The organism is Isoptericola halotolerans (genome assembly GCF_013149785.1).
Classification (GTDB): Bacteria; Actinomycetota; Actinomycetes; order Actinomycetales; family Cellulomonadaceae; genus Isoptericola; species Isoptericola halotolerans.
On record NZ_JABEZU010000001.1, the window covers coordinates 1,038,825 to 1,063,555 of the forward strand.

Annotated in this window: 19 protein-coding genes and 1 pseudogene; 11 read left to right on the forward strand and 9 right to left on the reverse strand. The window is 74.5% G+C overall.

Features of this window, described 5'->3' with window-relative positions; translation table 11 throughout:
• Positions 1-92: 92 nt before the first annotated feature.
• Complete coding sequence (locus tag HDG69_RS04915) at positions 93-1,637, reverse strand: aminopeptidase P family protein (RefSeq protein ID WP_171782603.1); 1,545 nt, start codon at positions 1,635-1,637, stop codon at positions 93-95.
• Positions 1,638-1,734: 97 nt separating this feature from the next.
• Positions 1,735-2,523 (reverse strand): annotated as a pseudogene (locus HDG69_RS04920) (alpha/beta hydrolase); the annotation flags it as partial.
• An 87-nt stretch (positions 2,524-2,610) separates the two neighbouring features.
• Between HDG69_RS04920 and HDG69_RS04925 the strand changes: the two are divergent.
• Positions 2,611-3,462, forward strand: a complete 852-nt coding sequence (locus tag HDG69_RS04925) for a PHP domain-containing protein (RefSeq protein WP_171782604.1) — start codon at positions 2,611-2,613, stop codon at positions 3,460-3,462.
• On the forward strand, positions 3,459-4,094 hold the full coding sequence (locus tag HDG69_RS04930) for a MarC family protein (RefSeq protein WP_171782605.1): 636 nt from the start codon (positions 3,459-3,461) through the stop codon (positions 4,092-4,094). Before HDG69_RS04925 ends, HDG69_RS04930 begins: the two co-directional genes overlap by 4 nt.
• Positions 4,095-4,121: 27 nt before the next feature.
• On the opposite strand, the gene HDG69_RS04935 is transcribed toward HDG69_RS04930, so the two are convergent.
• Positions 4,122-4,418, reverse strand: a complete 297-nt coding sequence (locus tag HDG69_RS04935) for a DUF1905 domain-containing protein (RefSeq protein WP_171782606.1) — start codon at positions 4,416-4,418, stop codon at positions 4,122-4,124.
• A 96-nt stretch (positions 4,419-4,514) separates the two neighbouring features.
• The gene (locus HDG69_RS04940; protein WP_171782607.1) at positions 4,515-6,194 is read right to left on the reverse strand and encodes a DEAD/DEAH box helicase; all 1,680 of its coding nucleotides are present in this window, start codon (positions 6,192-6,194) and stop codon (positions 4,515-4,517) included.
• A gap of 233 nt (positions 6,195-6,427) precedes the next feature.
• Between HDG69_RS04940 and HDG69_RS04945 the strand changes: the two genes are divergently transcribed.
• Positions 6,428-7,183, forward strand: coding sequence for a ferritin-like fold-containing protein (locus tag HDG69_RS04945; protein ID WP_246256233.1), 756 nt, complete (start codon positions 6,428-6,430; stop codon positions 7,181-7,183).
• 63 nt (positions 7,184-7,246) lie between these two features.
• Here the strand turns inward: HDG69_RS04945 and HDG69_RS18850 are convergent, their stop codons facing one another.
• Positions 7,247-7,471 (reverse strand): DUF3107 family protein, encoded by a 225-nt coding sequence (locus HDG69_RS18850; protein ID WP_171782609.1) that lies wholly within the window; start codon positions 7,469-7,471, stop codon positions 7,247-7,249.
• Positions 7,472-7,644: 173 nt separating this feature from the next.
• Between HDG69_RS18850 and HDG69_RS04955 the strand changes: the two genes are divergently transcribed.
• Both HDG69_RS04955 and HDG69_RS04960 read left to right on the forward strand, forming a co-directional pair.
• Complete coding sequence (locus HDG69_RS04955; protein ID WP_343036255.1) at positions 7,645-11,145, forward strand: ATP-dependent helicase; 3,501 nt, start codon at positions 7,645-7,647, stop codon at positions 11,143-11,145.
• On the forward strand, positions 11,142-14,726 hold the full coding sequence (locus HDG69_RS04960) for an ATP-dependent helicase (RefSeq protein ID WP_425484010.1): 3,585 nt from the start codon (positions 11,142-11,144) through the stop codon (positions 14,724-14,726). Before HDG69_RS04955 ends, HDG69_RS04960 begins: the two co-directional genes overlap by 4 nt.
• A 201-nt stretch (positions 14,727-14,927) precedes the next feature.
• Here the strand turns inward: HDG69_RS04960 and HDG69_RS04965 are convergent, their stop codons facing one another.
• The gene (locus HDG69_RS04965) at positions 14,928-15,851 is read right to left on the reverse strand and encodes a phosphotransferase (protein ID WP_171782611.1); all 924 of its coding nucleotides are present in this window, start codon (positions 15,849-15,851) and stop codon (positions 14,928-14,930) included.
• A gap of 74 nt (positions 15,852-15,925) precedes the next feature.
• On the opposite strand from HDG69_RS04965, the gene nudC reads away from it, so the two are divergent.
• On the forward strand, positions 15,926-16,876 hold the full coding sequence (nudC, locus tag HDG69_RS04970) for an NAD(+) diphosphatase (protein WP_171782612.1): 951 nt from the start codon (positions 15,926-15,928) through the stop codon (positions 16,874-16,876).
• 8 nt (positions 16,877-16,884) lie between these two features.
• Here the strand turns inward: nudC and HDG69_RS04975 are convergent, their stop codons facing one another.
• Positions 16,885-17,151 carry a mycoredoxin gene (locus HDG69_RS04975; protein WP_171782613.1) on the reverse strand — a complete coding sequence of 89 codons (267 nt, stop codon included), beginning with the start codon at positions 17,149-17,151 and terminating at the stop codon, positions 16,885-16,887.
• Between the two features lie 58 nt (positions 17,152-17,209).
• On the opposite strand from HDG69_RS04975, the gene HDG69_RS04980 reads away from it, so the two are divergent.
• The 3 genes from HDG69_RS04980 (at position 17,210) to HDG69_RS04990 (ending at position 20,097) form a co-directional block, all read left to right on the forward strand.
• Positions 17,210-19,246 (forward strand): ATP-dependent helicase, encoded by a 2,037-nt coding sequence (locus HDG69_RS04980; protein WP_171782614.1) that lies wholly within the window; start codon positions 17,210-17,212, stop codon positions 19,244-19,246.
• Between the two features lie 142 nt (positions 19,247-19,388).
• Positions 19,389-19,559, forward strand: a complete 171-nt coding sequence (locus tag HDG69_RS04985) for a hypothetical protein (RefSeq protein ID WP_171782615.1) — start codon at positions 19,389-19,391, stop codon at positions 19,557-19,559.
• A gap of 166 nt (positions 19,560-19,725) precedes the next feature.
• A complete protein-coding gene (locus tag HDG69_RS04990) occupies positions 19,726-20,097 on the forward strand; it encodes a WhiB family transcriptional regulator (protein ID WP_171782616.1) in 372 nt (123 codons plus the stop codon).
• A gap of 58 nt (positions 20,098-20,155) precedes the next feature.
• Here HDG69_RS04990 and HDG69_RS04995 read toward each other — a convergent pair whose 3' ends face one another.
• Positions 20,156-21,208, reverse strand: a complete 1,053-nt coding sequence (locus HDG69_RS04995; protein ID WP_171782617.1) for a ThiF family adenylyltransferase — start codon at positions 21,206-21,208, stop codon at positions 20,156-20,158.
• Between the two features lie 142 nt (positions 21,209-21,350).
• Between HDG69_RS04995 and HDG69_RS05000 the strand changes: the two genes are divergently transcribed.
• Entirely contained in the window at positions 21,351-21,899 is a 549-nt protein-coding gene (locus HDG69_RS05000) for a M48 metallopeptidase family protein (RefSeq protein WP_343036256.1), read from the forward strand.
• 9 nt (positions 21,900-21,908) lie between these two features.
• Here HDG69_RS05000 and HDG69_RS05005 read toward each other — a convergent pair whose 3' ends face one another.
• Positions 21,909-23,384: a zinc-dependent metalloprotease gene (locus tag HDG69_RS05005; RefSeq protein ID WP_171782619.1), complete on the reverse strand. Its 1,476-nt coding sequence runs from the start codon at positions 23,382-23,384 to the stop codon at positions 21,909-21,911.
• A gap of 134 nt (positions 23,385-23,518) precedes the next feature.
• On the opposite strand from HDG69_RS05005, the gene HDG69_RS05010 reads away from it, so the two are divergent.
• Positions 23,519-24,703, forward strand: a complete 1,185-nt coding sequence (locus HDG69_RS05010) for a YlbL family protein (protein WP_343036257.1) — start codon at positions 23,519-23,521, stop codon at positions 24,701-24,703.
• The last annotated feature ends 28 nt before the right edge of the window (positions 24,704-24,731 follow it).

Here is a 24,731-nt window from a genome sequence, read left to right on the forward strand (position 1 = left end):
TTCGGCACGACGCGGCCGGGTCGGTACTCCTGAGTACCGACCCGGCCGCGTCGTGCCGAACTGACGAGGCACCCGGCCCCGCCGGAAGAGGCTCAGCCGCGCAGTCGCGCCATCCAGGCCTCGACGTCCTCCGGGCGGCGGGGCAGCGCCGCGGAGAGGTTCTCGTTGCCGTCGGCGGTGACCAGCACGTCGTCCTCGATGCGCACGCCGATGCCGCGGTACTCCTCGGGCACGGCGAGGTCGTCGGCCTTGAAGTAGAGACCGGGCTCGATGGTGAAGACCATGCCGGGTTCCAGCACGCCGTCGAGGTACATCTCGCGACGGGCCTGCGCGCAGTCGTGCACGTCCAGCCCCAGGTGGTGGGAGGTGCCGTGGACCATCCACCGACGGTGCTGCTGTCCCTCGGGGGTCAGCGCCTCGGCGGCCGGCACCGGCAGCAGGCCCCACTCCTCGAGCCGGGCGGCGATGACCTCCATCGCGGCGGCGTGCACGTCACGGAACCGCGCCCCCGGCCGGGCGACGGCGAACGCGGCGTCCGCGGCGTCGAGCACGGCGGTGTAGATCTTGCGCTGCACGTCGGTGTACTCCCCGTCGACCGGGAGCGTGCGGGTCACGTCGGCGGTGTAGAGCTCGTCGATCTCGACCCCGCCGTCGAGCAGCACCATCTCGCCGGAGCGGACCTCACCGTCGTTGGTGATCCAGTGCAGCGTGGTGGCGTGCTCGCCGGCGGCGGCGATCGTCTCGTAACCCACGGCGTTGCCCTCGAGCCGGGCGTGCGCGTCGAACGTGGTCTCGATGACTCGCTCGCCGCGACGGTGCCCCACCGCGCGGGGCAGGACCCGGACCACGGCCTCGAACCCTTCGATCGTGCGGTCGACGGCGGTCCGCATCAGCTCGATCTCGAGCTCGTCCTTGACCAGCCGCAGCTCGGAGGCCGCCTCGGCCAGGGACTCGTCCGACGCCGTCTCCTGCGTCCCGGCCTCGGTGCGGATCGCCTCGACCAGCGCGGCGATCTCGTCGTCGGCCTCGGTGACGACCAGCACCTGCACGCCGTCGGCGCCCACGTCCTTGGCGAGCGCCTCGCGGAGCTCGTCGACGTGCCGTGCCTCGATGCCCGTCAGCGTCGTGACGTCGTCGAGGCTGGGGCGTGCGCCGACCCAGAACTCGCCGTAGCGGGAGTCCGCGTAGAACTCCTCGGTGTCGCGGGGCGCCAGGGGGCGGACGTACAGCACGGCGTGGTGGTTCGAACCGGTGCCGTCCGCGCCGGGGTCACCCTCGCCCTCCGCGACCGGGTGCAGCACCAGCACGGCGTCGGGCTCCTGGTCGGTCCCGAGGCCGGTGAGATGGGCGAACGCGGAGTGCGGCCGGAAGCGGTAGTCGGTGTCGTTGGACCGCTGCTTGAGAGGTCCGGCAGGGAGCACGAGCCGGGCCCCCGCGAAGCGCGCGGACAGCCGTGCGCGGCGACCGGCGGTGAACGGCACCGCCCGACCGGGTGTGATGCCGAGCTCGGGACGCGGGCCCCACTGCGAGGTGATGAAGTCCTTGAACGCCTGCGAGTCGGGGCGGTGGGAACGGTTGCTCCCACGGTCCTCGACCGTCTCGTCGGTGGTCTCGTCGACCGGGGTGGTGTCGCTCATGGCACTCATCCTCCACCTGCAGCACCGCCGGCGCCGCCCGGCGGTCACGTCGGGCGAACTCGTCCAGGGCGCGGATCAGCGTGCCGTTGAAGGCGGCCGGTGCGTCGGAGTTGACGTCGTGCCCGGCCTGGGGGACGACCACGAGGGCACCGTGCGCGGCCGCGGCCAGGTGCCGGGACTCCTCGAGGCGCATCCGGTCGCGAGCGCCGTTGACGAGCCAGACGGGCGCGCGGATGGCACGCACGTCGTCCACCGACGACCGGCCGACGAGACCGGTCAGCGCGTCGGTCACGACGTCCCACCCCGGACGGTAGGACGAGGGCCACGGCGCCCGCAGGGCGGGCACGTCGGTCCCGCCCGCCGGGCTCCGGCCGGCGGACCAGGTGCGGCGCCAGCCCCGGGCGAGGGAATGCCGCGCCGTCGTCGTGCCCGACACGGCCAGCCGCGCGGCGTCCCGGAACAGGGCCAGTGGCTTGCCACGCGGGTCGGTGCTGCAGCCGGCCGCGACGACGCCCGCGAGCCGTGGGCCGTCCGCACCCCGGCCGCGCTGGTGCTGCGCTGCCCACGCCAGCGAGACGTAGCCGCCGAGCGAGAGCCCGACCACGGCGACCGGAGCGCCTCGGGCGAACGAGGCGGCCGCCTCGTCGAGCACCTCGAACGCCCGGGGCATGGAGAACCGTTCGGCGCGCAGCGTTCCGTGCGCGGGCAGATCGACGGCGAGCGCGTCGTGACCCTCCCGACGTACGTGGTCGACCTGTTCCCGCCAGATCGCCGACGACGTGCGCATGCCGTGCACGAAGACGACGCCGGTCCGCGGCGTCGGTGGGTGCGCGGTGGGCGGGTACGTGGCGTGCTGGTGCGTCGTGGGCAGGTCCATCACCTCCATGGTGTCCCGCGGTCCTATGGATCTCGCGGCCCGGCTCGGGGGGCCCGGTGAAGAGGTTGTGATCGCCTCCGTCCGTACACTTGGCGCGTGATCGACCTCCACACGCACTCGCGGGCCTCCGACGGGACGGACAGCCCCCGTCAGGTCATGGAGGCCGCCTCGGCCGCCGGGCTGACCACGGTCGCGCTGACCGACCACGACTCGACGAGCGGCTGGGCCGAGGCCGCCGCCTGCGTGGGGAGCACGGGGGTGGCGCTGGTGCGGGGTGCGGAGATCTCCACACGGGTCGCGGTGCCCGACGGCGGCATCAGCGTGCACCTGCTCGCCTACCTGCACGACCCGGCCCACCCCGCGCTCGTCGCCGAGCTGGCGCGCACGCGCGACGACCGGCTCGTGCGGGCGCGCACGATGGTCGACCGGCTGGCCGCAGACTTCCCGCTCACGTGGGAGGACGTCGTGGCGCACACGCACGGTGACGCCACGGTCGGGCGACCGCACATCGCGGACGCGCTCGTGGCGGCCGGCGTCGTCGGGCACCGCGACGAGGCCTTCGCCACCATGCTGCACCCCGGCACCCCGTACTACGTGCCGCACTACGCCCCTGACACGGCCGAGGCCGTGCGCGCGGTCCTGGCGGCCGGCGGAGTGCCGGTGATGGCGCACCCCCGAGCGGGCAAGCGCGGTCGCGTCGTCACCGAGGCGACGATCGCCGAGCTGGCGGAGGTCGGGCTGGCGGGGATCGAGGTCGACCATCGTGACCACGACGAGGCGGACCGTGCACGGCTGCGCGAGCTGGCCGCCGAGCTGGACCTGCTGATCACCGGGTCGAGCGACTATCACGGCGCCGGCAAGCTCAACCGGATCGGCGAGAACACGACCGAGCCGGAGGTGCTGGCCGAGATCGAGCGACGCGGAGGGCTGGAGGTGCTGCGACCGTGAGCGACATCATCGACCTGACGCTCTTCACCCAGGCCTTCGTCACGCTCTGGGTGATCATGGACCCGCCCGGCACCATCCCGGTGTTCCTCGCGCTGACGTCGACCATGGGGTCCAAGCAGCGCAGCCGGGCGGCACTGCAGGCGGTCCTGGTGGCGTTCGGCGTCATCGTGACGTTCGCGCTGTTCGGTCAACAGCTCTTGCAGTACATGGGCATCTCGTTGGCGGCCCTGCAGGCCTCGGGCGGTCTGCTGCTGCTCATCGTCGCCATGCAGCTCCTCACCGGGAAGTTCGACTCCGGAGAGGCGACGGCCGCGACCCCCGGCGCGAACGTCGCGCTGGTGCCCCTGGGGACGCCGCTCCTGGCGGGCCCGGGGGCCATCGTGGCGACGATGGTGTTCGTGCAGCAGGCGCGGTCGGACGACGGCGGGGTGCCGGCGATCGTGGCCATCTCGGTCGCGATCGTGCTGGTGCACGTGTCCCTCTACCTGGCGATGCGCTTCGCCGACGTCCTGCACCGCGTGCTCAAGGACTCCGGTGTCACCCTCATCACGCGCATCGCCGGCATCCTGCTCGCGGCGATCGCGGTGCAGCAGATCGCCGACGCGATCGTGGAGTTCGTGCGCACGGCCTGATCCGCCGGACCTGACCGGTCGCCGCACCTACACCGAGGTCGCCAGCGTGACCGTGACGGGGTCACCGCCGCCGAGACCTTCGGCCCGGCGGACCGCCTTCTTCATCGGCAGCACGTAGCCGTCCTGTTCCTTGGACGGGAAGACCGAGGTGTGCCACGTCGTCGTCCCGACGGTGACCCGGACCCGGATCGACCCGAAACCACGCGGTGGCAGGGGCAGGTCCGCGAGCAGGTCCGACTCGTCCGGCGGCACCGTGACGAACCACCAGGAGTCGTCCTGACGGGCCTGCCACTGCCACAGCGGTGCGGTGAAGGACAGCTCCATGCGCCCCACCCTAGCCAGGAGGTGTCGGACAGGAGCGTGGGCCCGCGCTCCATCTGGAGCACGGGCCCACGCTCCTGTTCGACACGCGAGGTGCGATCAGCTCTCTGCGGGAGCGGACGGCGCGGCGTCACCCGCACCCGTGCCGCTCCGCGTGCGCCGACGCCGCCGACGACGGCGCTGGCCGTCGCCGGGTCCCTCACCGGCGGGAGCGGACTCCTCGGCGCGCGCCTCGCCGTCGGGCCGGGTGGCGCCGGAGCGGCGCGCCTCGCCGTCGGGCCGACCGCCGCGCCCGCTGTCGCGACGGTCACGACCGCCGCGCCCGCCGTCACGACCGCCGCGCCCGCGCTCGCCGCCCTGGCCGCGGCCGCCGTCGCGGGGCCCGGCCGTCCGCTTGCCGGTCTCACCGAGGTCCTCGAGCTCCTCGGCGTCGAGCCCGCCGAGCTTCTGGGCGTTCTTCGGCAGCCGGCCCTTGGTGCCCTCGGGGATCCCGAGGTCGGAGAACAGGTGCGGCGACGACGAGTACGTCTCGACCGGCTCGGGGAAGCCGAGGTCGAGGGTGCGGTCGATCATCTGCCAGCGGGGCACGTCGTCCCAGTCGACGAACGTGATGGCGGTGCCCTTGTTGCCGGCACGGCCGGTACGCCCGATGCGGTGCAGGTAGGTGCGCTCGTCCTCGGGGCACTGGTAGTTGATCACGTGCGTGACGTCCGTGACGTCGATCCCACGGGCGGCGACGTCGGTGGCCACGAGGACGTCGATGTTGCCGTGCCGCAGCGCGCGCAGCGCCTGCTCGCGCGCCCCCTGGCCGAGGTCGCCGTGGATGGCGCCGGCGGCGAACCCGCGGCTGCGCAGCTCGTCGGAGACCTTGGCCGCGGTGCGCTTGGTGCGGGCGAACACGATCGTGCGACCGCGGCCCTCGGCCTGGAGGATGCGGGCCAGCACCTCGACCTTGTCCAGGGCGTGAGCCCGGTAGACGACCTGACGGGTGTTCTTCACCGTCGCGCCGTCGTCGTCCGGGTCCGCCGCGCGGATGTGCGTCGGCTGCGACATGTAGCGCCGGGCCATGGAGACGACCGGTCCGGGCATGGTGGCGGAGAAGAGCATGGTGTGGCGCACGGCGGGGGTGCGGGACAGGATCTTCTCGACGTCGGGCAGGAAGCCGAGGTCGAGCATCTCGTCGGCCTCGTCGAGCACCACGGTCGCGGCGCGCGTGAGGTTGAGGTGGCCCTGGTTGAGCAGGTCGACCATGCGGCCCGGCGTGCCCACCACGACCTCGACGCCGGTGTTCAGCGTCTCGATCTGCGGCTCGTACGCGCGGCCGCCGTAGATCTGCACGATGCGGACGCTGCGGTGCTTCGAGGCGGTCTCCAGGTCGCGCGCCACCTGCGAGGCCAGCTCGCGGGTGGGGGCGACGACGAGCGCCTGCGGCTTGCCGGGGGCGGGCAGCTCGTCGAACCCGGGCTCGCCGGGCGCGACGACACGGTGCAGCAGCGGCACGCCGAAGCCGAGCGTCTTGCCCGTACCGGTCTTGGCCTGGCCGATGATGTCATGGCCCTGCAGGGCGACCGGGAGCGTCATCGCCTGGATGGGGAAGGGGTGGGTGATGCCGGAGTCGCTGAGGGCCCGGACGATCTCCTCGCGGACGCCGAAGTCCGCAAAGCTCACGTCCTGGGCCTGGATGGCCGCTGCGCTCGAGTAGTCGAGGTCGCCGATGGGCTGGTCGCCGTCGACGGGAGCGGCGGAGGCGCCGTCCGGGGTGATGTCTGTGGTGGTCACTGGTGCCTTCGCATGTCGTCGGCGCGACGGACCACGATGCTGCCCGAAGGGCTTGCCGCGGGTCGCACGCAGCGCCGAGGTGGTCGGCAGCCGATCGCGAAAGTACATCGCGCGGTGAGCGCGGAGGGTCTGCATCGAGACGACCGGGCAACCGAAGTACCACACCATGGTATCGGAACGCACGCCGATCGGCGGGAGGTGTCGGTCACCGTGCCACCTATCCTGGTGCGGTGATGAGCCCTCGCGGCGCCGCCGGCGTCGATCCCTCCGTGCCCGCACCGGTCGTCGAGCTCGTGGGGCTCGCCGCCTACACCGAGCTGGCGGAGTTCGGGCTGCTGGCTGCGCGGTCCGTGGACGCCCCGGATCTCGCGACGCGTCAGGCGCTCGCCGACGGGGCCGACCGGGCCCTGGCCCGCCAGCGCGCGCTGCTGGCCCTGGTGAGTGCCGACGACGGAGTGGTCCCCGGCGTGGTCGGTGCGACCGTGATGGCGCCGTTCGACCACGCGCTCGCCGACTTCGACGCGCGCACGGACACCGAGGACTGGTCCGAGGGTCTCCTCAAGGGCGTCGTCGGGCACGGCGTCGCCCAGGACTTCTGCCGCGTCCTCGCCGGCGGTCTCGGCGGGTCGAGCGGCCGCGCCGTGCGCCAGGTGCTCGAGAGGCCCGCCCCGGGGCCCGAGGCGGGGGCCGACGCCGGCGCCGACGCCGAGGCGATCTGGCTGCTGGCCCGCCTCGCCGCCGCCGACGACGTGCTCTCCTCCCGGCTGGCCCTGTGGGGTCGGCGGGTGGTGGGCGAGGCCCTGGGCGTGGTCACCGCGCTGCTGGGGCGGCGTCCGGCGCTCGTGGAGCTGGCCGCGGAGGCTGCAGCGCGCTCCGGTGCGGACCTGGGCGGGGGGTCAGGGGGCGACGACGCGGTGCGCAGCTGGCTGGTCGCCCGGCTCACCGGTGAGCACACACGCCGGATGGACCGGATGCGCCTCGCGGCGTGAGGACGGCCCGGTGGTCGTGATGACCGACCGGGCCGTCGTCGTGCAGGAGCCTCGGGCGCCTGCTCAGAGGCTGCCGAAGCCCACCGGCCGCTGGTCCCCGGTGCCGATCTCGACGTAGCCGAGGGTGGCCGTCGGGACGATGATCTGGCGACCCTTGGTGTCGGTGAACTCGAGCGCGGGCCCGCCGTCGAGCGCCTTGCGGACGGCCTTGGCGACGTCGTCGGCCTTCTGGTCGGTCTCGAACACCAGCTCGCGGCTCAGGTTCTGCACACCGATCGTGATCTCCACGTTGACTCCTTCGCGCGAGGCGCCGCGACCTGCGGCGCCGGTTGGACGGCCTCCCCCCGATCCTATGCACCCGGTGCCGGTCCGAGCGGCGGCGTCCGCGCAGGGTGAACGCCTCGCCGGCACGCCCCGGGTGGTCGGAGACGATGTCAGGGGCTCGTGGTCGAATCACACCCGTGACAGCAAGTGCTCCCGTCCGTCTCGTGCCGCCGGCCCCCGCGCAGAACGCCGCCGGGGCCGGCCTCGTGCTGGACGAGACGCAGGAGGCGGCGGTGGTCGCCGCGCTCAGGGGCGCGGCGACCCTCGTGGTGGGCGCGCCGGGCACGGGGAAGACGACGGTGGCGCGCGAGGTCGCCGTCCGGGCGATCGTCGACAGCGTCGAGCCGTCGCGGGTGCTCGTCCTGGCCGCTACCCGGCGCTCCGCCGCACGGCTGCGCGACGAGGTCGCCGCCGGCGCCGGCCGCACGATCGGTGCGCCGATGGTGCGCACGGCTGCGTCCGCGGCGTTCTCGGTCCTGCGCACGCGTGCCGCGGCCCTCGGTGAACCGCCGCCCACGCTGGTCTCCGGTCCGGAGCAGGACCTCGTGCTGGCCGAGCTCCTGGCCGGTCACCTGGCGGGCGAGGGCACGCCGCTGGCTCTCCCGGAGGGTCTGCCCGAGGAGTCGCTCGGGCTGCGGGGTCTGCGCCAGGAGCTGCGGGACCTGCTCATGCGCGCGGCGGAACGGGGCCTGACGCCCGTCGACCTGGACGAGCTGGGCCGCCGGCACGAGCGACCCGAGTGGGCGCTCGCCGCTCGACTCTACGAGGAGTACCTCGACGTCACCGCGCTCCGGCTCGGGACGCCGGACGCGGGCGCGCGCTACGACCCCGCCGTCGTGGTCGACGAGGCGGCGCACGCCCTCGCGACGTGGGACGTGCCGGGTACGGCCGCCCCCACCTGGGACCTGGTCGTCGTGGACGACCACCAGGAGTCCACGGTCGCGACCGCCCGGCTGCTCGGGACGCTGCACGACGCCGGGGCGAGGCTCGTGCTGCTCGCGGACCCTGACGCCGCCGTCCAGGGTTTCCGTGGTGCGGCCCCCGTCCTGGTCGGGCGGGCCGCGGCACGCCGGGGCGAGGTCGGAGCCTTCGACGCCACCACGGTCGTGCTCGGCACCGCCTGGCGGCAGCCGGAGCGGCTGCGCGAGGTCACGCAGGCGATCACGTCTCGCGTCGCCGCGGTCTCCGGTGCCCTGCACCGCGGGGCGTCGCCCCGCCCGGGCCCGGCGCCCGACGGCGACCCCCCGGCAACGGACGGCGGGACCGGCAGCGAAGCGCTGGCGGCGGACGCGGCCCCGCCGGACCTCGACGCACAGGTCCACGTGGCGGTCCTCGCCGGGACGGCCCAGGAAGCCGCGTACATCGCCCGGGAGCTGCGCGCCGAGCACCTGCTGCGCGGCACCCCGTGGGAGCGGATGGCGGTGGTCGCTCGCAGCGGCGACCGACTGGCCGCGCTGCGTCGCGACCTCGTCGCCGCCTCCGTGCCCGTGGCGCTGATCGGCTCCGACGTCCCGTTGCGCGACGAGCCCGCCGTCGTCCCGCTCCTCGCGGCGCTGCGCGTGTGCGCGGCGCCGGTCGGGCTCGACCGGATGCTGGCCGAGCTGAGGTCTGTCGCCCCGACGGCCCACCACGATGCCGAGGCCGGCGACGACGCCACGGATGGTCCGGTGGACGGCGTCGCGCACCCCGATCCCGAGCCGGTCCTCGACGCGCCGCTGCCGGGCGCCGGACGGCTGCCGGCCCTGGATGCGCAGACGGCCGCTCTGCTGCTCACGTCCCCGGTCGGCGGCCTGGACGCCGTGTCCCTGCGACGGCTCCGTCGTGCCCTGCGCTCCGAGGAGCTGTCCGGTGGCGGTGGACGGTCGTCGGACGCCCTGCTCGTCGACGTCCTGGGCGACCCGGCACGGGCCGCGACGCTCCCGGCACCGGTGCGTCGTGGTCCCGCAGCGGTCGCCCGGGTCCTCGCTGCCGGTCGCGAGGCAGCGGCGGTCGACGGTGCCACCGCCCAGACGGTGCTGTGGTCCGTCTGGGCGGCCACGGGACTGGCGGACCGCTGGCGCGACGCGGCCCTGTCCGGGGGGCCGGCGGGGGCGCGGGCGGACCGCGACCTCGATGCCGTGCTCGCGCTGTTCCGGGCGGCCGAGACCTACGTGGAGCGGATGCCGGGCGCTCCGGTGGCCGCGTTCGTGGACTATGTCGCCGCGCAGGACCTTCCGGCGGACTCGCTCGCTGCCGCGGCCACCGGCGCACGCGCGGTCGAGGCGTTGACCCCGGCCGGCGCGGCGGGGCGCGAGTGGGACGTCGTGGTGGTGGCCGGCGTGCAGGACGGCGTGTGGCCGGACCTGCGCCTGCGTGACTCCCTGCTCGGCTCCCAGGCGCTGGTCGAGCTGCTCGCCGGCCGCGCTCAGGACGCCCACGGTGTCGGCAAGGAGGCCCGCGCGCAGGTGCTCGCGGACGAGCTGCGCGCCTTCGTGGTCGCGGTCTCGCGGGCGCGGCAGCGGCTGCTCGTCACGGCCGTCGAGGACGCCGAGGACAGCCCGTCGGTGTTCTGCGACCTCGTCTCGCCGCGGGGCGAGGGCGAGACGGACGGACCCGACCCGCGACGTGTCCCTGTCGGGCCGCCGCTCGACCTGCGCGGGGTCGTGGCCGCGGCGCGGGCGGAGCTCGTCCGCTCCGCGACGGCACGCCTGGCCGCGGGCGCCGGACGTCCTCCGGGTGTGGCCGAGGTGTCCTCGCAGGAGGACGGCAAGATGCCCGACCCGCGCGTGCAGACGGCCGCGGCGCTGCTGGCCCGGCTGGCCGACGCAGGCGTGCCCGAGGCCGACCCCCGGACCTGGTACGGGGTCGCGCAGGCCTCCAGCGCGGAGCCGCTGTGGGGGCCGAACGACGAGGTGGTCGTCTCACCCTCGAAGGTCGACACCGTCACGACCTGTGCGCTGCGGTGGGTCTTCGAGTCGGCCGGCGGGACCGCTCCCGACGCGACCCACCAGACGCTCGGCACGCTGGTGCACAGCATCGCGGAGGACCACCCCTCCGCCTCTCTCGGCGTGCTCCGTGCCGAGCTGGACCGCCGGTGGCCGGAGCTCGCCCTGCCGGAGGGGTGGCCGGGCCGGCAGCTGCGCCGGCGCGCCGAGGAGATGGTCGCGCGGCTGGCCGAGTACTACCGGGACGCCGGGGACCCGGTGCTCGTCGAGCCGTCGTTCGACCTGACGGTGGGGCGTGCCCGGCTGCGCGGGAAGGTCGACCGGGTCGAGGCGGACGGTGAGGACGCGGTCACCGTCGTCGACCTCAAGACCGGTCGCAGCGCGCCGTCCAAGGACAAGGCGGCGGAGAACCCGCAGCTCGGCGCGTACCAGCTCGCTGTGGAGGGAGGTGCGCTCGACCTGCCGGAGGGCACCCGGAGCGCCGGCGCGCGGCTGGTGTTCGTCGGTACTCCGACCAAGGGGCCGTCGTTGCGGGGCCAGGAGGCGCTGGAGCCCGGGGCGGACGGCTCCAGCTGGGCGCGCAGCCTGGTGGAGCAGGCGGCCGACACGATGGCTGCCTCGGCCTTCACCGCCCGCGAGAACGACCTGTGCGGCATGTGCCCCGTGCGCCGCAGCTGCCCCGTGCAGACCGAGGGACGGAGCGTGATCTCGTGACCACCCCGCACGTGCCCGAGCCGGGGCCTCGCGGCGACGCCGCGGAGCTCGCCGGCGTCGACTGGGCGGCCCTCGGTGCCGAGCACCGGAGCGTCGCGCTGGGCTTCCCCGAGCTGGACGGCCCCGACGGCCCCGTGCCGGGAGGACCGCCCACCACCGGGACGAGCTCCCCGGTGCCGCGGGTCTCCGCCCGGGACATCGCCGGCCTGCTCGGCCGCCCGTCGCCGACGGACGAGCAGGTCGCCGTCATCGAGGCGCCGCTCGAGCCGGTGCTCGTGGTCGCCGGTGCCGGGTCGGGCAAGACCGAGACCATGGCGGCGCGCGTCGTCTGGCTGATCGCCAACGGCCTCGTCGAGCCGGAGGAGGTCCTCGGGCTGACGTTCACCCGCAAGGCCGCCGGGGAGCTCTCGTCGCGCGTGCAGTCGCGGCTCGGTCAGCTCGCCCGCGCCCAGGGCAGGACGGCGGGCGACCTGGACCTCCTGTCCCGGCCCACCATCGCCACGTACAACGCGTATGCCGCCTCGCTCGTCGCGGACCACGGGCTGCGGCTCGGCGTCGAGCCCGGCTCCCGGCTCCTCGGGGAGGCCAACCAGTGGCAGCTGGCCGCGGAGGTCGTCGAGTCCTGGGACGGCGACCTCGGCACGGACAAGGCCGTGAGCACGGTGGTCGGCGCCGTGCTGTCGCTGTCCGGCGCGCTCGGCGAGCACCTGCTCGACGTGGAGTCGGCGCGCACCGCGCTGGACGACGTCGTGGAACGGCTGGACTCGTTGCCGCTCGGCCCGCGCCAGCGAGCACGGACGAAGGACGTCGACCAGCTCATCGCCTCGCTGGCCGAGCGGTCGCGGCTGCTGGGGCTGGTGGCCGAGTACCGGCGGCGCAAGCGGCACAGCGACTCGCTGGACTTCGGCGACCAGGTCGCGCTCGCCGCGGAGCTCGCCCGCACGGTCCCGGCCGTGGGGACGGCCGAGCGAGCGCGGTACCGGGTGGTGCTCCTCGACGAGTACCAGGACACGTCGTTCGCGCAGGTGGAGCTCCTGGGCGGACTCTTCCGGGGCGGCCACGCGGTCACCGCCGTGGGGGACCCGCACCAGTCGATCTACGGCTGGCGCGGTGCCTCCGCGTCCGGCCTGGCGCGCTTTCCGCAGCGGTTCTCCCGCGCGGACGGCGGGGACGCGTCGGTGCGCTACCTCAGCACGTCGTGGCGCAACGACGCGGCCGTCCTCGCCGCCGCGAACGTCGCCTCGGGTCCGCTCCGCGCGGACGGCGGGTCGACGACGACGACGGTCCAGGTCCCGCCGCTGCACCTGCGGCCGGGTGCCGGGGACGGCTCGGTGACGGCGCACGTGGCGACCACCCTGGAGGAGGAGGCGGAGGCCGTCGCCGACTTCGTCGCTGCCCGGTGGCGTCGCGCCACCCGGCCCGACGCCTCCGACCGGGTGACCGCCGCGGTGCTGTGCCGGGCACGCTCGCAGTTCGCGGCGCTCGAGACGGCGCTGCGTCGCCGCGGCCTGCCGGTGGAGGTCGTCGGGCTCGGCGGGCTGCTCACCACACCCGAGGTCGTCGACGTCGTCGCGCTGCTGGAGGCCGTGCACGACCCGTCCCGCGGGGACTCGCTGCTGCGCCTCCTCACCGGGCCCCGGGTGAACCTCGGTGCCGCCGATCTGCACGCGCTGGGCTCGTGGGCGGCCGATCTCGCCCGACGGGACGCGCCGCTCAGGCGGTCGTCCGTCGACGCCGGTGCGGTGGAGGACGGCTCGGAGGAACCATCGGTCGTCGTCGAGGGCGACGTCGTCGACCACCGTTCCATCGTCGACGCGCTCGACGACCTGCCTGGACCGGGGCGTCCGGCCCGGGACGGCCGCGTCCTGACCGTCGACGGCCACACCCGGCTGACCGCGCTCGCCCGGCTGCTGCGTGAGCTGCGGTCCCTGACCTACCTGTCGCTGCCCGAGCTCGTCGTCACCGCGGAGCGTGCGCTGGGTCTCGACGTCGAGGTCGCCACCGCGGAGGTGCTCGCGAGCACGGTCGACGCCGGGCCGGGCGGTGCGCCGGCCGCCGAGGGGATCAGCCGGCGCGGCCGCGAGCACCTCGACGCCTTCCGCGACGTCGCCGCGAGCTTCGCCCAGTCGGCCGACGTCGCCACTCTCGGGGCGTTCCTCGCCTGGCTGGGCGTGGCCGACGACCAGGAACGCGGCCTGGACATGCCCGTGCGCGAACCCGACCCGGACGCCGTCCAGGTCATCACCGCGCATGCTGCCAAGGGCCTGGAGTGGGACGTCGTGGCGGTGCCGGGTCTGGTCGACGGGGTCTTCCCCACCCAGGCCGAGACGTCCAAGGGGCGCACGAGCAGCGGTTGGCTGACCGGCCTGGGGGAGCTGCCGTACCACCTGCGGGGGGACGCCGACGACCTGCCGTCCTTCCGCTTCGACGCCGCCGCCGACACCAAGGACCTCCTCGTCCGGCGCGACGAGTTCAAGCTGGGCTGCGGTGCGCACCAGCTCGCGGAGGAGCGGCGCCTCGCCTACGTCGCCTTCACGCGCGCCCGGCGTGAGCTGTTGTGCACGGCGTACTGGTGGGGGACGGGCTCGCGCCCCCGACAGGTCTCGCCGTTCCTGTCCGAGCTGGCCGAGGCCGGGCTCGTCGACGCCGCGGGCTGGGTACCCGCGCCCGTCGATGAGGCCTCCAACCCGCGTGACGAGATCGAGCGGACGGACGTGTGGCCCGTGAAGGAGCCGGTGCCCGACGCCGGTGCCCCGGGTGACGGGTCCCCGGGCGGGGACCAGCCACGAGGAGCGACCCCGCGGGAGGTGCTGCGGGAGACCGCGGCGAGAGTGAGCGACGCCGCTCGGGCGGCTGCCGTGCCTGCGGACGGCGTCCTGCTCGACGAGGCCGAGCACGACCTGGTCCAGCTCGCCGACCTCCTTCTCGCCGAGCGGGGGGTGCGCGACGAACCGTCCGTGGAGATGCCCGCGCACGTCTCGGCCTCGGGCCTCGTGCGTCTCGCCCGGGATCGCGACGAGTTCGCGCGCCAGCTGCGCCGCCCGGTCCCGAACGAGCCGACGGTGCACGCCCGCCGGGGCACGCTGTTCCACGCCTGGGTCGAGCAGTTCTACTCCTCGGCCTCCCTCCTGGACGTCGAGGATCTGCCGGGGGCGGACGAGCTCGACGTCGCGACGGACCTGGCGCTGGAGGACCTGCGCACCCGCTTCGAGCAGACACCGTGGGCAGCGCTCACACCCGTCGCCGTGGAGCAGGACGTCGAGACGCCCGTGGCCGGGGTGATGGTGCGCTCACGGATGGACGCCGTGTTCGTCGACCCCGAGGCGCCGCCGCCCGCGCCGGGCGAGCCGCCTGCCGTCGTCGTCGTCGACTGGAAGACGGGGCGAGAGCCCCGAGACCCGGACGACCGCGCTCAGCGGGAGGTGCAGCTCGCCGCCTACCGCCTCGCCTGGGCCAGGTGGTCCGGTCTGCCCGTGGAGAAGGTGAGTGCCGCGTTCGTGTACGTCGCCTCCGGGACGACGGTGCGGCCGGCAGAGCTGCTCGACGAGGAGGGCCTGGAGGCCCTGGTGCGCGGGCACTGAGGGGGGCAGGCGGTGCACCTCCGCCTCAGGCGGTGCTGAGCCGCCTGAGGCTGCGGTTCCGCTGCGCGCGAGTGCCTCGTTCCTCGGCCCTCACGCTGCGCTGCACCTCCGCCTCAGGCGGTGCTGAGCCGCCTGAGGCTGCGGTTCCGCTACGCGCGAGTGCCTCGTTCCTCGGCCCTCACGCTGCGCTGCACCTCCGCCTCAGGCGGGGGTGTCCTCGCGGGTGGCCTCGTCCAGGTCCGCCAGCATCGACTCGGCGTCGGCCACGACGTCGGGCAGCCGGCGGCGCACGCCGTGCAGGAGCCAGCGGGCCAGCGCGAGCTCGCTGACCAGGAGCGCGCGGTCCACGAGACGGGGGTCGGTGAGCTCGGTGCGGCGCAGCTGGTAGGCCTCCATGATCGCGTCCACGCACTCCGGAGGAGCGGCGGCGAGGAGCCATGCCAGGTCGTCGGCGGGGTCGGCGACGCGGGCGTCCGCCCACCCGCTGATGCTGGTCACCCGCTGACCGGTCACGAGCACCTGGTCGGGTGCGAGGTCGCCGTGCACCACCACGGGCTGGAAGCGCCACAGGCTCACGTCCTCCAGCGCCGTCTCCCACCGACGCAGCAGGTCACGGGGGACGCGACGGGTCGCGGCGGCCTCGTCGAGCTCCACGAGCCGGCGCTCCCGGTACTCGGCCGAGGTGTACGACGGCATCCCGCACGCCTCGACGAGCGCGGTCGGCAGCTCGTGGACGGCGGCGAGGGTCCGGCCGAGGTCAGCCGCCAGGCCGGGGCCAGGGTGCAGCGCCGAGACGTCGAGCGGCGCACCGCCGAGCCGCTGGTGGACGACGGCGCGGCCTCCCTCGGGCAGCAGGGCCGAGCCGGCGATGCGCGGCACGGCGAACGGCAGCACACCGGCGTCGACGTAGAGGTGCAGCGCCTCGAGGAGCTCGATCTCGGCCTCGAGGGCAGCCCCGGCCAGAGCCGTCGTCGGTGCGCGGACCATCCACTCGTCGCCGGTGCCCGCCGTCACGACGGCGACGTCGTAGTCGCCGGGCACGTCCTCGTGCCGCACGGTCCGGGCGTCGAGGCCGGGGACGGCGGCCGTCGACAACGCGGCGAGGGCGAGCTGGCTGCGGGGCACCTGCCCACCGTAGTGCGGTCACCTGCCCGGGCCGGGCTGCGCGACCGGGCGTGTCCTGGCGTACGGTCGCTGCCGTGCACCCCCTCGAGCTCCCGTTCTCCCGCGCCGGACACGATCGCGCGGCCCACCGCCGGGCCGAGCCGGACCTCGTGGAGCGGCTGCGCGCCGACCCGCGCACCCGGGTGCTGGTGCTGCGGGGTGGCCGCCTCGCCGTCGTCGGGCAGGAGCCGCAGCGTGTCGCCCTGCTGCCGGCCGACGAGCCGGCCCGCGGTGCCGACGGGTCGTGGGCGTTCCTCGGCGAGGCGGACGGGGCCTCCTACCTCTCCCTCGTCCTGCCCGACGGCGACGAGGGGCCGCCGCAGGGAGCCGACGGGTGGGCAGGTCTGCGGCAGGTCGTGCTCGGGCAGTCCGCCGCTCTCGCGGCGGCGGAGCCGGACGTGGTGCTGGTCCACGGGCTCTCGGTGGCGGCCGTCGCGCTGGCGGGATGGCACGCCACCCACCGCAGGTGCGGGCGCTGCGGGGCCGAGACGACCGTCGTCCAGGCGGGCTGGGCACGGCGCTGCGCCGTCGACGACCGGGAGACGTACCCGCGCACGGACCCGGCGGTGATCATGGCCGTGGTGGACGACGCCGACAGGCTGCTGCTCGGGCATGCCGCCACCTGGCCGACGGGGCGGTTCTCGACGCTCGCCGGGTTCGTCGAGGCCGGCGAGGCGCCCGAGGACTCGGTGCGACGCGAGGTGGCGGAGGAGACCGGGGTGATGGTGGGCACGGCGCCCGGCGACGTCGTCTACCGGGGCAGCCAGGCGTGGCCGTTCCCGTCCTCCCTCATGCTCGGCTTCCGGGCACGGGCGGTGTCGACGGCGGTGCAGACCGACGACGAGGAGGTCACCGACGCGCGGTGGTTCACGCGGGACGACCTGCTCGCCGAGGTCACCTCGGGGGCTGTCGGCCTGCCGGGGCGGCACTCGATCGCTCGTGCCCTGATCGAGGAGTGGTACGGCGCGGAGCTGCCGGTCGTCTGAGGGCCGGCTCAGCGCGCCAGCGCCGCCTGGACGTCCGCGAGGGACGGGTTCGTGGCGGCCGAACCGTCCGGGTAGACGACGGTCGGCACGGTCCGGTTGCCGCCGTTGACCTGCTCGACGTACTCGGCAGTCTCCGGCTGCTCCTCGATGTCGATCACCGTGTAGCCGATGCCGACGGAGCCGAGCTGGGTGCGCAGCCGGCGGCAGTACCCGCACCAGGCGGTCGAGTACATGGTGACGGTGCCGTGGTCCGGCAGAGCGGGGCGGGCGGTCATCGAGGTCTCCTGTGGACGGCGGGGTGGGTGTCGGCGACGCCTGCGACAATCGCAGACGATGTCAGCTCTGACCAACTCCCCGGACGTCCCGCTTCATCCCGACGCCATCCTGGAGGCTCTCGACCCCGAGCAGCGCGACGTCGCGCTCGCCCTGGCGGGTCCGGTCTGCGTGCTCGCGGGTGCGGGGACCGGCAAGACCCGCGCGATCACCCATCGCATCGCCTACGGCGTGCGGACGGGGGCCTACCCGCCCACCTCGGTGCTCGCGGTGACCTTCACGGCGCGGGCGGCGGGGGAGATGCGCACCCGGCTGCGCGAGCTGGGCGTGGCCGGGGTGCAGGCGCGGACGTTCCACGCCGCGGCGCTGCGCCAGCTCGGCTACTTCTGGCCGCGGATCGTCGGCGGAGCCCCGCCGCAGATCATGGAGCACAAGGCGCCCGCGGTCGCGGAGGCGGCGCGCCGCATCGGGGCGAGCGTGGACCGCGTGGCCGTCCGCGACCTGTCCAGCGAGGTGGAGTGGGCCAAGGTGTCGCTGGTCACCGCCGAGGACTACGTCAAGGCGGCCGCGGCCGACGACCGCCCCGCGCCGTCGGGCTACGACCACCAGACCGTCGCCCGGCTCGTCGCCGCGTACGAGGACGTCAAGACCGAGCGCGGCGTCATCGACTTCGAGGACGTGCTGCTCATGCTCGCGGACATGCTCGGCTCGCACCCGCACGTGGCCGACCAGGTGCGGTCGCAGTACCGGCACTTCGTCGTCGACGAGTTCCAGGACGTCTCGCCGCTGCAGCAGTTCCTGCTCGACCAGTGGTTGGGGGGTCGCAAGGAGCTGTGCGTCGTGGGGGACCCCTCCCAGACCATCTACTCCTTCACGGGTGCGACGCCGCACTACCTGCTGGACTTCACGCGCACGTACCGCGACGCCCACGTGGTCCGCCTGGTGCGGGACTACCGGTCCACGCCGCAGGTGGTGCACCTGGCCAACGACGTGCTGCGGCGCGGCCGGGTGACCGGGGCGCTGGAGCTCGTGGCCCAGCGTCCGGCCGGACCGCCCGTGCGCTTCACCACGTACGACGACGACGAGTCCGAGGCGGCGGGGATCGCTGCCCGTGCCGCGCGGCTCGTCGCCGACGGTGTGCGAGCCAGCGAGATCGCGGTGCTGTACCGGACGAACGCGCAGTCCGCGGCGTTCGAGTCCGCGCTGTCCGACGCCGGGGTCAGCTACCAGGTGCGTGGCGGCGCACGCTTCTTCCAGCGGCGGGACGTGCGCGACGCCGTCGTGCTGCTGCGTGGCGCCGCGCGGTCCGCCGACCCGGACCAGCCCATGCCCGAGCAGGTGCGTGACGTGCTGCTGTCCGCGGGCTGGTCCGAGAAGTCGCCGGCGGTGCGCGGCGCCACGCGCGAGCGGTGGGAGGCGATGCAGGCGCTGGTCGGGCTGGCCGACGACCTCGCGTCGGCTGCGCCCGAGGACGCCCCCGCCACCCTGGCGAACCTGGTGGACGAGCTCGCCGAGCGCGCGTCCGCGCAGCACGCCCCGACGGTGGACGGCGTGACGTTGGCCTCGCTGCACGCGGCGAAGGGGCTGGAGTGGGATGCGGTGTTCCTCGCGGGGATGAGCGAGGGGTTGATGCCGATCTCCCTGGTGGAGACGGACGAGGGCGTCGCCGAGGAGCGTCGCCTGCTCTACGTCGGCGTCACACGCGCGCGCGAGCACCTCGACATCTCCTACGCGCGCTCGCGGAACCCCGGTGGGCGAGCGACGCGCAAGCGCACCCGGTTCCTCGACGGCATCTGGCCCGACGACGGCCGCGGCACACGCTCCCGGCCGTCGAAGGGTCAGGCCCGAGCCCGGCTGTCCGAGCAGGCCGACGTCCAGCTCTTCGACGCGCTGCGCGACTGGCGGCTGTCCGTCGCGCGCGAGACGGACAAGCCCGCCTACACGGTGCTGGGCGACGCCACCCTGGCGGCGATCGCCGAGCTGCGGCCGACCTCGACGGCCCAGCTGGCGCGGATCAACGGCATCGGTCCCGCGAAGATCGATCGCTACGGCCCGACCCTGATCAGCCTGGTCGAGGCGGCTTCACCGGGAGCCTGAGCGGGACACGAGAAGTCGTCCGAAAAAAAGTCGGAAAAAGATGTGGCGAGCCCGGCGTGGGCGTCTATGCTCGTCATGACCGAGTTGGAGCGGTGCCTGCCGAGAGGCAGGGACCCGAGATGACGAAGGAGGTGGGCACGAGATGGACATCAAGACGACGCAGCTGATGGGCGGCACGTACGTCGCGGCAGGGGACACCTCTGCCCTGGGCGCACTCGTGCCGGCCTTCCGCATCCGTACGCGTCACGGCGCTGGGGCTTCCCTCGTCGATCTCGCACCCGACTCCGTCTCCTGGAGACCACCGGTCATCTGACCGATCCAGGCCGCGGAGTCCACCGGGACCCGCGGCCTTCGTCATCTCCCCACCGGGAGAGCGGCCATCGTTGGCCGGACGATCCGTCCCTCTCACAGCAGAGGGTCGTCCGCAGGTCCTGAACACCGACGTTCACACCACACCCAGGACCTGACGGAGGAACATCGTGCGTCTCGCACAGCTGTTGGACGAGCGGCTGCTCGACGCTACCCCCGCCGGTGGCACCAGTCGCTGGACCCCCCATCAACCGGTGGCGCAGAGCCCCGAGGAGGCCGCCGAGCTCGAACGGCAGTTCGCGGCCCTCCTGCCCTGCCGTACCAACGACCCCGAGCTCTGGTTCGCCGAGCACACCGACCAGGTGGAACGGGCCAAGGCGCTCTGTCGCGCCTGCCCGCTGCAGCGTGGCTGCCTGGCTGGCGCCCTCGAGCGGTCGGAGCCGTGGGGAGTCTGGGGCGGCGAGGTGTTCGTCGACGGCGTCGTCGTCGCCCGTAAGCGGGGACGTGGGCGCCCTCGCAAGACCGACCAGGCGGCCGCCTGAACCGATCCGATGCCCCGCGAGGTCGTACCTCGCGGGGCATCCCCATCCCCGAGACCGGCTAGCCCGGTGGCGTCGTGCACGGGCAGGCCGGGTGCACCGGTACCGGTCGGACCCGCGGGAGCGCCTCCGGGAGCGTCACCTCGACCACGGCGCCGGCCGAGGCCGGCCGCGCACCGTCGAGATGGGCCAGCACCTGGCCCGTCACGAGGGCAGCGGCAGTGACGGACAGCACCGTCTCCTGCCCGGGGTCGCCCGGCACCTCGGCGAGCTGGCCGACCATCGACGGCCAGCGGCCGTCGGCGTCGGTGGCGTGCCGGTGCCAGCAGGCCGTGCACGCGGTGGTGCCGGGCAGCACGAACGGCCCAAGCGTCACGTCGGCCTCTCCGACGACCACCGGCAGGTGGGGGATGTCGGAGCTCATCAGCAGGGTGAACGTCTCCGGTCGGGCGACCCGGTCGCTGACCACCACGACGGCGTCCGGAGGTTCGTCCTCGTGCCACGTCCTGGCCACGGTCGTGCGCGGGTACCGGGTCCGGAGCGCCTCCTGGAGGCGGCCTGCGCGGCGGCAGCCCACGTCCGTCTGCCGGTAGGTCCCCGTCCCGAGGTCCGTGAGCCGGACCGAGGAGTCGTCGTCGAGCAGGAGCGTGCCGACGCCGGCGGTCGCGAGGTGAGCGGCGACCAGGGCGCCGATCCGACCGAGTCCGCTCACCCCGACCGAGCGCAGGGCGCGCTTCGCCAACGTCACCATGCCACCGCCGTCGGGCAGCAGCGCGCCCAGCACCGGGGCGTCTGCCGCCCCGCCCGCCGTCGAGAGCACGTCGGGCGTGCGCCGGGCGGGGCGGACGAGGAAGCCGCAGCCGGCGAGCAGGGCGCCGATCTCCTCGCGCCGGTCCTCGTCGACCCCGAAGCGGGCGGCGGTGCGCTCGAGGGAGGCGTGCGGGGTGCCGGCGGTGGCCGCGAGCCAGCGGGACTCGGCCTCGTCGAGCCCCGACAGGACGAGCGACCAGCGTGGGTCGGTGCCGAGCTGGACCTCCCCACGGCCCCGGTCCAGCACCGGTGCCCCGGGTCGCAGCCTCAGCTCGGCCGGGCGGGGCCCGCTGGTTGATGCCATGCAGGCACGATGGCACGTGGTCGCTCAGGTCCGCCGAGTCCCTCCACAGGGTGTGGACCGGGTGCCAGGACGACGGGGTGCCGCCCGGCGCCGGCGTGTGTCACGGCTCACGGTTCAGGCCTGCTCCCGGTATGGTCAGGGTGTGGCCCGCGACACGTTGCCGTCCGTCGAGGTCCGGCGGAGCCGTCGTCGGACTGCGACGGTCAGCGCCTTCCGCGACGGCGATCGCACCGTCGTGGCCATCCCCGCGCGCTTCTCGCGCGCTCAGGAACGCGAGTGGGTCGAGAAGATGGTCGCCCGGCTCGAGGACAAGGAGCGCCGCCGCCGCCCCTCGGACGCCGAGCTCATGGAGCGGGCGCAGGACCTGTCGGTGAAGTACCTGGACGGCCGCGCGCGCGCCACGAGCGTGCGATGGGTCAGCAACCAGGAACGACGCTGGGGGTCGTGCACGCTGGTCGATGCCTCGATCAGACTCTCGACGCGTCTGCAGGGCATGCCCGAGTGGGTCATCGACTACGTGCTGCTGCACGAGCTCGCACACCTGCTGCACGCCGGGCACGGGCCCGACTTCTGGAAGCTGCTGGAGACCTACCCGCGCACCGAACGAGCCCGGGGGTTTCTCGAGGGCGTCGCGTTCACCAGCGACGGCTCACGCGAGGAGGACGCCGACTCCGGCTCGTCGGCGTCCTGACCCCCCGCCTCAGTCGTCGCGTCCCGTCGCCGGGTCGTCGCCGGAGACGTCGTCCGCCTGCCGGGAGGGGTCGGACGACGGTCCGGAGGACTCCGAGAAGATCTGCGCGAGCGCCTCGTCCACGTCGGCGTGCTCCTCGGCCTGCGCCGTGCGCCGGTCCGCGTAGCCCGCCGGGTTGTCGAGGTCTGCCGTGTCCGGCAGCAGGTCGGGGTGGTCCCACACGGCGTCACGTGCCTCCGCGCCACCGGTGGCGAGCAGGTGGGCGAAGAGCGCTGCGGCGTCCCGGGACCGGCGCGGTCGTAGCTCGAGACCGACCAGCGACCGGAACGTGTGCTCCGCAGGGCCCCCGGCGGCACGCCGGCGGCGGATCATCTCCCGCAACGGGACCGAGTGCGGCAGGTGCGGCAACGAGGCGGTGGCCGCGACCTCGGAGACCCATCCCTCGACGAGGGCGAGCGCCGTCTCCAGACGCAGCAGCGTCGCCTGCTGCTCCTCGGTGTTGTGCAGGCCGAACACGTCGCCCGACAGGGCCCCGCGCAGCGACTCCGCGTCCGACATGTCGATGTCACGGACCTGCTGCTCCAGCGCGTCGAGGTCGATCCGGATGCCCCGGGCGTACTGCTCGACCAGGGCGTGCAGGTGCGCGCGCAGCCAGGGCACGTGCACGAAGAGGCGTGCGTGCGCGGCCTCGCGGACCGCCATGTAGAGCTGGACCTCGTCGAAGGGGGAGTCGAGGCCGTCCGCGAAGGCCCGGACGTTCGAGGGGACGAGCACCGTGGCCGGCTCGCCCAGCAGCGGGACCCCGACGTCCGTGGCGCCGAAGACCTCCCGGGACAGGGTGCCGGCGGCCTGGCCGACCTGCATGCCGTAGACGGCCGAGCCGAGGCTGCGCATCATCGTGGCCGGGTCCAGGCCGCTCAGGCTCCCCCCGGGGAACACCGGCAGGCCGGGCATCCCGGGCAGCTCGAGACCGGCCGCGGCGTCGTCACCGAGCTGGTCTCCGAGCACCGTGGCGAGCGCGTCGGCGGCCGAGGCCGCGACGGGCGCCACGAGCTGCTGCCAGGCCGGCAGGGTCGCCTCGACCCACTCGCTGCGGCTCCAGGCCCGGGTGGGCCCTCCCGAGGGCGGCAGGTCGGTCGCGGCGTCGAGCCACAGCTCGGCGACGCTCAGCGCCTCCCGGGCCGAGCGGGCCTGCGCCGCCGTCAGCGACGGGTCACCCTCGGCGACGGCCACCTGACGGGCCAGGTCGTGCGCGACCTCCGTGTTCACCGGACCGTCCCCCGAGGTGAACAGGCGCTCGAGCTGGTTCATCAGGTGCTGCATGGTCGCGGGGTCGGGGGCCTTGCCCCCCAGCAGGGCGGCGGGATCGAGTCCCTGGCTGCGCATCTGGTCGAGCACCTCGTCGGTCCGTTCGCCGAAGATGCCGTGCAGGGCGTCGCGGAGCGCGCGCTCGCGCTCCTCGGGGTCGTCGGGCAGCTCGCTCATCGCAGTCCTCGGCTCCTTCCGGTACGGCGTGTGCCGTACGTTCACGGTATCCGTGTCCGACGACGGGGTGCGGGCACGAGTTCCTTCGTTCGCTCACGGCGCACCGACCGGCGGGGATCGGCGATGATGGGCCGGTGAGCTTCGATCGCAGCCATCTCCCGGCCGAGCTGTCCGGGCACGCGTCGCACCTGGTCCCCGAGGACCACGCCGCGGTCGGCACCGACGAACCGGACCCCCGGGTCCGCCGTCTCCGGACCCACCGCAGATCGGTGACGCTCGTGGTGTCGATGCTGACGACCGCCGTCCTCGCCGCGGTCCTGATGGTGCTGCCCATGCCGTACGCCGTCCGCACGCCCGGTCCGACGGAGGACACCCTCGGCGTCCAGGACCGGGGCGCGGGGCAGAGCGCGAGCGAGCTCCCGCTGATCGCGATCTCGGGCGCCGAGACCTATCCCGCCTCGGGAGAGCTGCGGCTGACCACGGTGTCGGTGTACGGCGGGCCCGGTGGCGACGTGCTGATCGGGGACGTGCTGTGGGGCTGGACGTCCCCGGAGCGTTCGGTCCAGCCCGTCGAGCTCGTCTTCCCCGAGCCGGTCACCCAGGAGGAGCAGCAGCAGCAGGGACAGGCGCAGATGATCAGCTCCCAGGAGTCCGCCACCGTGGCCGCCCTGACCGAGCTGGGCTACGAGGTGCCGACCGAGATGACCGTGGTCGCCGCCGCCGAGGGCACCGGGGCGGACGGCGTGATCGAGCCGCAGGACGTCATCGTGTCGCTCGACGGGGAGTCGTTGGAGAGCTATCCGGAGCTGCTCGCCGAGCTCGACGGGGTGGTGCCGGGCGCCGACGTCGTCCTGGGCGTGGAGCGGGACGGCGAGGTCACGGACCTGACGATCACGACGGGCGCGGGCGACGGTCGTGCGCTGCTGGGTGTCCTCATCGACCCGGTGTACGACTTCCCGGTCGACGTGACCATCCAGATCGAGGACATCGGCGGGCCGAGCGCCGGCACGATGTTCGCGCTCGGCATCATCGACCTGTTGACGCCGCAGGACGAGCTGGACGGGGCGGTCGTCGCGGGGACGGGGACCATGGACGTCGACGGCCGGGTCGGTCCGATCGGCGGCATCGGGCAGAAGATGTACGGCGCGCTGCGCGACGGAGCCGAGTGGTTCCTCGCCCCCGCGGACAACTGTGCCGAGGTGGCGGGGAACGAGCCCGACGGGCTCGAGGTGGTGTCGGTGAGCACCCTCGCCGAGGCGCGCGCGGCGATGGTGGCCATCGGCGCGGGGGAGGGCGCGGACCTGCCGCGCTGCCGGTGAACCGCCGATCGTGACCGCTTCGTGAGGG

Bases quoted from the DNA above. Each gene is read 5' to 3' on its own strand.
- HDG69_RS04980 (WP_171782614.1), top strand. From the start codon at position 17,210: ATGTCAGCTCTGACCAACTCCCCGGACGTCCCGCTTCATCCCGACGCC.
- HDG69_RS04935 (WP_171782606.1), bottom strand. From the start codon at position 4,418: ATGGAGCTGTCCTTCACCGCACCGCTGTGGCAGTGGCAGGCCCGTCAG.
- HDG69_RS04945 (WP_246256233.1), top strand. From the start codon at position 6,428: ATGAGCCCTCGCGGCGCCGCCGGCGTCGATCCCTCCGTGCCCGCACCG.
- HDG69_RS04995 (WP_171782617.1), bottom strand. From the start codon at position 21,208: ATGGCATCAACCAGCGGGCCCCGCCCGGCCGAGCTGAGGCTGCGACCC.
- HDG69_RS04985 (WP_171782615.1), top strand. From the start codon at position 19,389: ATGGACATCAAGACGACGCAGCTGATGGGCGGCACGTACGTCGCGGCA.
- HDG69_RS05005 (WP_171782619.1), bottom strand. From the start codon at position 23,384: ATGAGCGAGCTGCCCGACGACCCCGAGGAGCGCGAGCGCGCGCTCCGC.
- HDG69_RS04975 (WP_171782613.1), bottom strand. From the start codon at position 17,151: ATGACCGCCCGCCCCGCTCTGCCGGACCACGGCACCGTCACCATGTAC.
- HDG69_RS04915 (WP_171782603.1), bottom strand. From the start codon at position 1,637: ATGAGCGACACCACCCCGGTCGACGAGACCACCGACGAGACGGTCGAG.